Here is a 7,005-nt window from a genome sequence, read left to right on the forward strand (position 1 = left end):
CGGCGCATGAGCATGGATACAACGTCGTGCTCGTCGAGGATGTCATGTCCACATTCACCGAAGACATGCAGCGCTTTGCCTGCGAAGAGATTTTTCCCCGTCTTGGCCGGGTGACGACGAGCGACGCGATCGCGCTGGATGCGTAAACGCATGACTCATGGCTGCGCGTCTCGCAGTTCCCAGCGAGATCATTCATGAACGCCAGAACGTCGTCGCCAGCCTCAGACCCGGATCAACTGCCTCCGGGAATCTGGAAAATCGTGAGCGTCGCGGCGATCGGGTCTTTCATGGCGCAACTAGACGCCACGATCGTCAATGTGTCGCTTCCAGATCTCGTTACGAGCCTGCACGCGCCGTTTTCACGCATTCAGTGGGTGGTCAGCGGCTATCTGCTGGCGCTCGCCCTGACGTTGCCGCTGAATGGATGGCTCGTAAGCCGCCTCGGGAGCCGAGCAGTCTATTTATGGTGCTTCGGTGCCTTCACGCTGACGTCAGGTCTTTGCGCGCTGGCGTGGTCTGCGCCGTCCCTGATCGTATTCCGCCTGCTGCAAGGCATGGCGGGCGGCCTGCTTGCCCCTATGGCGCAGATGACGGTTGCCCGTGTCGCGGGCAGACAACTGCCGAGGATTGCCAGCGCGATGACGGCGCCCGTTCTGCTCGCGCCACTTCTTGGACCGGTCGTCGCCGGTGCCATTCTCTCCGTCGCGTCCTGGCGATGGATATTTCTTCTCAATGTGCCGGTCGGGCTTGCGGCTTTTGCCCTTGCCGTTCTGTTTCTCCCTGACGATCGGCATGACGAGCACCCCCGTCCACTTGACCTGACAGGGCTAGGATTTCTCGCACCCGCTCTCGTCTCGTTTCTCTACGGCATGGATCATGTCGCCCGGCCTTATGGACAGGCGACCTTAGGCGCGTCCCTCGTGCTATTCGTCCTGTATGTCCGATCCGCGCGACGCAAGGGCGATGACGCGCTGATCGACCTGCGCCTGCTGCGTGCGCCTGCCTTTTCGGTGTCGGCGATCATCATGTTTCTGACGAACGGGGTGTCGTTCGCTGGTCAGATGCTTCTACCCGTATGGCTGATCCACGCCTGCGGTGTCTCGCCCGAGCGGACGGGCCTGTTCATGGCACCCCTGGGTCTAGGGATGATGTGCGTCTATCCGCTCATTGGTCATCTGAGTGACCGGTTTGACGCGCGCGACTTGACTGGTTGCGGGGCTCTTTTGTCGTTGGTCGGAACAATGATTTTGGTGCTGCTTGCCTATAGCGGTCTGAACGTCACCCTGCTGACCATGGCATTGTTGTTGCGTGGTGGCGGCGGTGGCGCCGTCGGCATTCCGGCGATGAGCGCGGGATACGCTTCGATCGCACGCGCGGATATTCCGATGGCGACAACTGCGCTGAACATCATGCAAAGGATTGGCGGACCGACATTGATCACAGGGTGCGCCACGTTCCTTGGGTGGCGGCTTGCAGTGATCGGTCCGTCTCATATCGCATCAGAGGCTTATGCCGAAACATTTGGGTTGCTCGCCTTATGTCATGGCGCTCTGTTGCTCGCCACGCGCTTCATCAAGCCCTCTAAAAAGAAGCGCCAGTCAGGACAACCTTCTACCTGATTGTATTTTGAGTGCTTACGTGAAAATGCAACTCAGGCAAGTTCTGGAAAATTTTTCTGCGTTGAAGGCGACAGCCGACATGACAATGAAGGACACGGGACAGAGATCGTCCCTACGTCGCAAAGCCAGACTGGCAACTCGCGCCGACCTGGTTCATTGTTTATGTGATGAATCCGTTTCGTTCGCCCGATAACGACCTTCCCCTGTCGCATGCCCTCATCCTGAAGGCCGCGCTGCTGACGATCGGCTATATTGAGGAACACGGCTCGATCGGCCTCACGCCCAGCAAGGCACTGAAGCGCTATTTTGTCGCGTGGGCCGCCGAGGCATTTGACTGGCCCGGCTATACGGTCGAAGACCTCTATGCCATCAACAAAGTTCTCAATGAACACGATTTCCCGCCGATGGTGATCCTGCATGAAGTTCTGCTCAGCGCGAAGCTCGCACGGCATTTCAAGGGAACCCTGCGGCTGACCGACCTGGCGAGAAAGCTCCAATCGGAGCCAGCCCGGCTCTGGATGCTGTTGACGACCCATCTCCTCTTTGTCGTCGACCACAGCCCTTACATCCGAAGCGATGAACCACTGTTCGGCAACTGGGATATCTTTCTCAACGTCATCAATATCGAAGCCCAGGTTGCCGTCACCGAAGAGCGGCTGTGTTCGGTTCTCTACGGGGGCGAGGAAGAGGAAATCCGTCACCGTGATTTCAAGCTGACCGCCAGTCTGTATGTCCATGTCCTACGTCCGCTGTGCTGGGCAGGACTGCTCAACGAGCACCGAACAGGCACCGGCTTCAGCAGACGGGATTTCTATACCAAAACGCCCTTATGGGCCGCCGCCCTCAAACTGGAGACGGATCGACACCTGCACCCGGCGACCCGTCACTGACCACCACCGGCCGCCAACCCCGAGTGCGCGTTACAACGCGCTGTGCCCGATACAGTCTCGTCCAATAAAAAAAACGGCTCCCGGAGACCGGAAGCCGCCCATGATATTCATCGACAGATCTCACTCAGCTGCGACCGCATCATGCCTATCGGTCATACGCGCCGCCCCTTCTTCCCTTTCAGTTCGCTCCGGCACGTTCGCCGTCCGCAGAGCCTCGGGCAGCCAGCCGGCGCCCTCAAGCAGCCTTTCGGCCGCCTGCGCCATGTCGTTCTTTTTCAGATGTGCGATACGCTCGGCTGCCTCAGTTCCCCGCGCCTCGCGTACGGCTTCGAGAATACGGGCCTTGGTGACGCGGCCCAGATAGTTCTCCACCGTCGGTTGCCAGCCCGCTTCGACCAGATCAAGCGTAAGCGCAGTGGCGAGGCGGTCGGCTCGCGCCAGCCGTTCCCTGACGCTGCGTGCCAGGGACGGGCCATGGGACGATTCATGCAACGCGTTGATCCCGAAAGACAGGCAATGCGCCAGCAGGGCCAAGCGGCTGGTGTCATCCAGTCCGTCGATCCATCGCCACAGGGCGTCTTCGTCGTCCGGCAGATCGTGCTTCCAGCCCTCGTTGCGCTGGCGCAGCGCATGAGCCGGCAGGCTGCCCGGCATGTCGGGGGAATGGACCGGAAGGGAAATTTCCCGGACATAGGCCTCAAGGCAGTCCGCGCCCGGCGTCTGCCAGTAGATATCGCGCACCAGTGTATGCAGGAATTCGGTCAGCGCGATGTGGGGATTGCCAGCAAACGCATCCCGCAGCGCCAGCGTGCGCCAGGCTGTCAGTTCGGTCAGCAGGCGGTCGGAAAACGGCTTCAGTCCGTCTTCTTCTTCGGGCTCCGTATCGAAGGTATCTTCCGTCCCAATTCCTTCGACATCGTCACCCGTGCAGTGATGAACGACCGTGTCATCATATCCCTCGGACTCATCGTGACCATCCTCGGGCTCCACCGGCATATCCTCGGGCAGAACGAAGCCCCGCTCGACCAGCAGCGTGCCGTCGGTATCGAGGCTGACAAAGGCCCCTGCCCGCACCATATCCACCGGATCGAAGGACACAGGGCGTTCTTCCAACGCCTCAATGGCCTGCTCGATCTCGCCCAGACGGATATCAACGTCTTCGGGGAATTCATCGGCCTGCGCGTATTCCGCCTCGATCGTTTCCTGCTCGCTGTGCAGAGCGCTCAGACGCGCGGCTTCTTCTTCCGAAAGCGCAACGGGCGTCCCGTCGATCTCCACGAAGTCCCGCGTATGACCCCAGGGGAAGGACAACGCCGTCTCGACCCATTTCCAGCCTTCTGTGCGGATGTCTTCTGCCGCCGCAGCCAGTTTTTCCATAACCAGCCGGTCGAGCAGGGTCGGATCCTGCAGCCAGCCGCCATCGTCTGCCTCGAACAGGTCACGCATGACGGGACCGCCAGCGGTAAGATAGGCCTCCAGCCCGACGAAGCGCACGCGGCGATCCGACGCCCGCACAGTCTTCTCCGTCAGCATGCGACGGATCAGATAGGGCTCGCGATTGTGGCTCTGGGAAACGATCTCCCAGACCTGCTCCTGACGGGTGTGGTCATCGCTGATCGAGAAGGCCATGAGCTGGTTGAGCTTCATGCCATCCTGCTCGTAGATATCGAGCAGTTTGTCGGACACGGTCATCAGCCGCAAACGCTGCTTCACCACGGCTGGCACGACGAAGAACGCGGCAGCGATTTCTTCCTCGGACATGCCTTTTTCCAGCATGTCACGAAAGGCACGAAACTGGTCCAGCGGGTGCAGGGCCAAGCGCTGGACGTTCTCGGCCAGGGAATCATCCTCGGCGAGAATGGACGCTCCGGCCTCGCGCACGATGCAAGGCACCGGGGCGGTCTTCGCCAGTTTCTTCTGCTTCACCAGCAGTTCAAGGGCGCGGAAGCGGCGACCACCGGCCGGCACTTCGTAAGTGCCAGTCTCGGCCCCTTCGCCGTCAAGCACGGGACGGACGTTGAGGCTCTGGAGCAAGCCGCGGCGTTCGATATCGCGGGCCAGTTCCTCGATCGACAGGCCAGCCTTCACGCGCCGCACGTTGGACTGCGACAGTGCCAGCTTGTTGAAGGGAATATCACGGGACGCATTGAGGGCGATTTTCTGGATGGCGCTCGCCATGGCAGGACACTCCGTGACGGACGGGCAGAAGCCTCTCTCCCACCCCTGAATCCGTCACGAAAACCCCCACTTCCCTCTTCCTCTCTCCCGGCCCCACCAGACGCCGGATCGCATCCACGGAATGGCACGGACACGGCTTTACGGAAGCTATATCTGCCTCAGCTCATCCGCGAGTCGATGCGTTCCACGACAAATTGCGACTATTATAGTCGTGCACTCACCATCTTGTGATAGTACCGACCACGATAGCCGTGAGTATTCGTGACTATCCCAAAGCCCTCTCCGCACGATCCATCTCCCTGTTTCCGTGTGTTTTTCTGTTCACGCATCTCCGGTCCGACCTCCACAGTGCTGTCAGAACCACTCACAGGTCCATGCAGAAAGGACGGGAAGATGGCACGTCAACGCGATACGATAGCGGGCAAGGTGCGGCTCGTTCTCGACGCTCCGGACGCCAACGTGACACCGTTACGCAGTGGAGCCGATCCTCGGCTGGTCAGTCTGGTCCGGCTTCTGGCCCGTCAGGCCGCACGGGATTTCGTCAACGCTGAAGTGGAGGCCGCGAGGCGACGCGATCTCCAGGATTAGGGAGATAGGATTGTGAAAGTCGCGCTCTACGCCCGCTACTCATCCGACAACCAGCGCGACGCGTCGATCGAGGATCAGTTGCGCCTCTGCCGGCTTCATGCGGAGAAACAGGGCTGGACGATCGTCGACAGCTACACCGACCGTGCCATCTCCGGTGCTTCCCTGCTCCGCCCAGGTATTCAGGAACTGATCCAGGACGCTACGCGCGGCCGCTTCACGATCATCGTGGCCGAAGCCATGGACCGGCTGTCGCGCGACCAGGAAGATATCGCCGGCCTGTTCAAACGGATGACATTCGCCGGCGTGCGGATCATCACCCTGTCCGAGGGCGACGTCACCCATCTGCATATCGGCCTCAAGGGCACGATGAACGCGCTGTTCCTCAAGGATCTGGCCGAGAAGGTGCGCCGTGGACTGCGCGGACGCGTCGAGGACGGAAAGTCCGGCGGCGGCAACTCTTATGGTTATGACGTGGTGCGCCAGTTCGATGCGAAAGGCGAGCGCATCCGGGGCGACCGGACCATCAACGAGGAGGAGGCCCGCACGGTCAGACGGATCTTCACCGATTACACCCGTGGCAAGTCGTCGCGCACGATCGCCATGGAACTGAACCGCGACGGCGTTCCGGGTCCGCAGGGCCGCGAATGGGGACCGTCCACCATTCACGGCAACCGGGAACGCGGCACCGGCATCCTCAACAATGAGATGTATGTGGGCAAGCTGGTCTGGAACCGGCTGCGCTATCTGAAAGACCCCGATACCGGCAAGCGCGTCTCACGCCTCAATCCTGAATCCGAATGGGTGATTCAGGAGGTGCCGGAGTTGCGGATTATAGAGCAGGATCTATGGGATGCCGTGAAGGCACGCCAGGCCGAAACAACCTTCAGCCAGCCGGAACGGGGCAACGAAGCCCTCAATGACCGGCGCCGCCCGCGCCATCTCTTTGCCGGGTTGATCCGCTGTGGGTGCTGTGGCGGCGGGTACAGCATGATCTCAAAGGATCTGCTCGGCTGCTCGACGGCACGCAACAAAGGCACCTGCGATAACCGACTCAACATCCGTCGCGACGCACTGGAGGCCTCCGTCCTGAGCGGGCTGCGCACGCATCTGATGGAACCGGACCTGTTCAAGGAGTTCTGCAACGAGTTCACCCGCGAGGTGAACCGGCTGCGTATGGAGCACGGTGCCGATCTGGTTGCCATGCGGGCAGAGCTGCCCCGCATTGATCGGGAACTGGCAAAACTTCTGACTGCGCTCAAGGCTGGTGGACCAATCCAGGCGATTGTCAACGACATGAAGAAGTTGGAAGCACGTAAGGCCGAAGTGACAGAATGTCTTGCCAATACCGAAGAGCCGCCTCCCCTTCTCCATCCGAACATGGCGGAGATCTACCAGCAGCGGATCGCGTCTCTTTATGAGAGCCTTCGGGCCGAAGACACGAAGACCGAGGCGGCCGAGCGCCTGCGCACACTCGTCTCGCAGATCACGCTCCAACCGGCCGAAGGCGAACTGGCGATCATCCTGCGTGGCGATCTGGCAGCGATCCTGCAGTTCGCGGCACACAAGAAAAACGCCACGGTCCATCCGGACAGTGGCGTTCTTGATGCGTTCGTATCGCAAGTATCGTTGGTTGCGGGGAACCGCACACTACGATCCCGGCGGAATGTGGCGAATGGTCATTCGCAAGCGTCATTGGTTGCGGGGGCAGGATTTGAACCTGCGGCCTTCAG

Annotated in this window: 6 protein-coding genes; 5 read left to right on the top strand and 1 reads right to left on the bottom strand. The window is 60.6% G+C overall.

What is annotated here, in order from left to right; translation table 11 throughout:
- The 3 genes from AD948_RS00705 to AD948_RS00715 form a co-directional block, all read left to right on the top strand.
- The coding region (locus tag AD948_RS00705) for an isochorismatase family protein (RefSeq protein WP_156478871.1) at window positions 1-146 on the top strand (146 nt) is incomplete at its 5' end.
- A gap of 48 nt (window positions 147-194) precedes the next feature.
- Window positions 195-1,619 (top strand): DHA2 family efflux MFS transporter permease subunit, encoded by a 1,425-nt coding sequence (locus AD948_RS00710; protein ID WP_061470273.1) that lies wholly within the window; start codon window positions 195-197, stop codon window positions 1,617-1,619.
- Between the two features lie 167 nt (window positions 1,620-1,786).
- Window positions 1,787-2,509 carry a hypothetical protein gene (locus AD948_RS00715; protein ID WP_061470274.1) on the top strand — a complete coding sequence of 241 codons (723 nt, stop codon included), beginning with the start codon at window positions 1,787-1,789 and terminating at the stop codon, window positions 2,507-2,509.
- Window positions 2,510-2,629: 120 nt separating this feature from the next.
- Here AD948_RS00715 and AD948_RS00720 read toward each other — a convergent pair whose 3' ends face one another.
- A complete protein-coding gene (locus AD948_RS00720) occupies window positions 2,630-4,687 on the bottom strand; it encodes a ParB/RepB/Spo0J family partition protein (RefSeq protein ID WP_061470275.1) in 2,058 nt (685 codons plus the stop codon).
- 393 nt (window positions 4,688-5,080) lie between these two features.
- Between AD948_RS00720 and AD948_RS00725 the strand changes: the two genes are divergently transcribed.
- Window positions 5,081-5,275 carry a hypothetical protein gene (locus tag AD948_RS00725; protein ID WP_061470276.1) on the top strand — a complete coding sequence of 65 codons (195 nt, stop codon included), beginning with the start codon at window positions 5,081-5,083 and terminating at the stop codon, window positions 5,273-5,275.
- A 12-nt stretch (window positions 5,276-5,287) separates the two neighbouring features.
- Window positions 5,288-7,005, top strand: a 1,718-nt coding sequence (locus AD948_RS00730; protein ID WP_061470277.1) for a recombinase family protein, incomplete at its 3' end; no start/stop codon positions are given.

Origin of the sequence: Acetobacter senegalensis (assembly GCF_001580995.1) — a bacterium.
GTDB classification, from domain to species: domain Bacteria; phylum Pseudomonadota; class Alphaproteobacteria; order Acetobacterales; family Acetobacteraceae; genus Acetobacter; species Acetobacter senegalensis.

Excerpts from the sequence above, each read along its gene's own strand:
- AD948_RS00715 (WP_061470274.1), top strand. The coding sequence starts at position 1,787 with ATGAATCCGTTTCGTTCGCCCGATAACGACCTTCCCCTGTCGCATGCC.
- AD948_RS00720 (WP_061470275.1), bottom strand. The coding sequence starts at position 4,687 with ATGGCGAGCGCCATCCAGAAAATCGCCCTCAATGCGTCCCGTGATATT.
- AD948_RS00710 (WP_061470273.1), top strand. The coding sequence starts at position 195 with ATGAACGCCAGAACGTCGTCGCCAGCCTCAGACCCGGATCAACTGCCT.
- AD948_RS00725 (WP_061470276.1), top strand. The coding sequence starts at position 5,081 with ATGGCACGTCAACGCGATACGATAGCGGGCAAGGTGCGGCTCGTTCTC.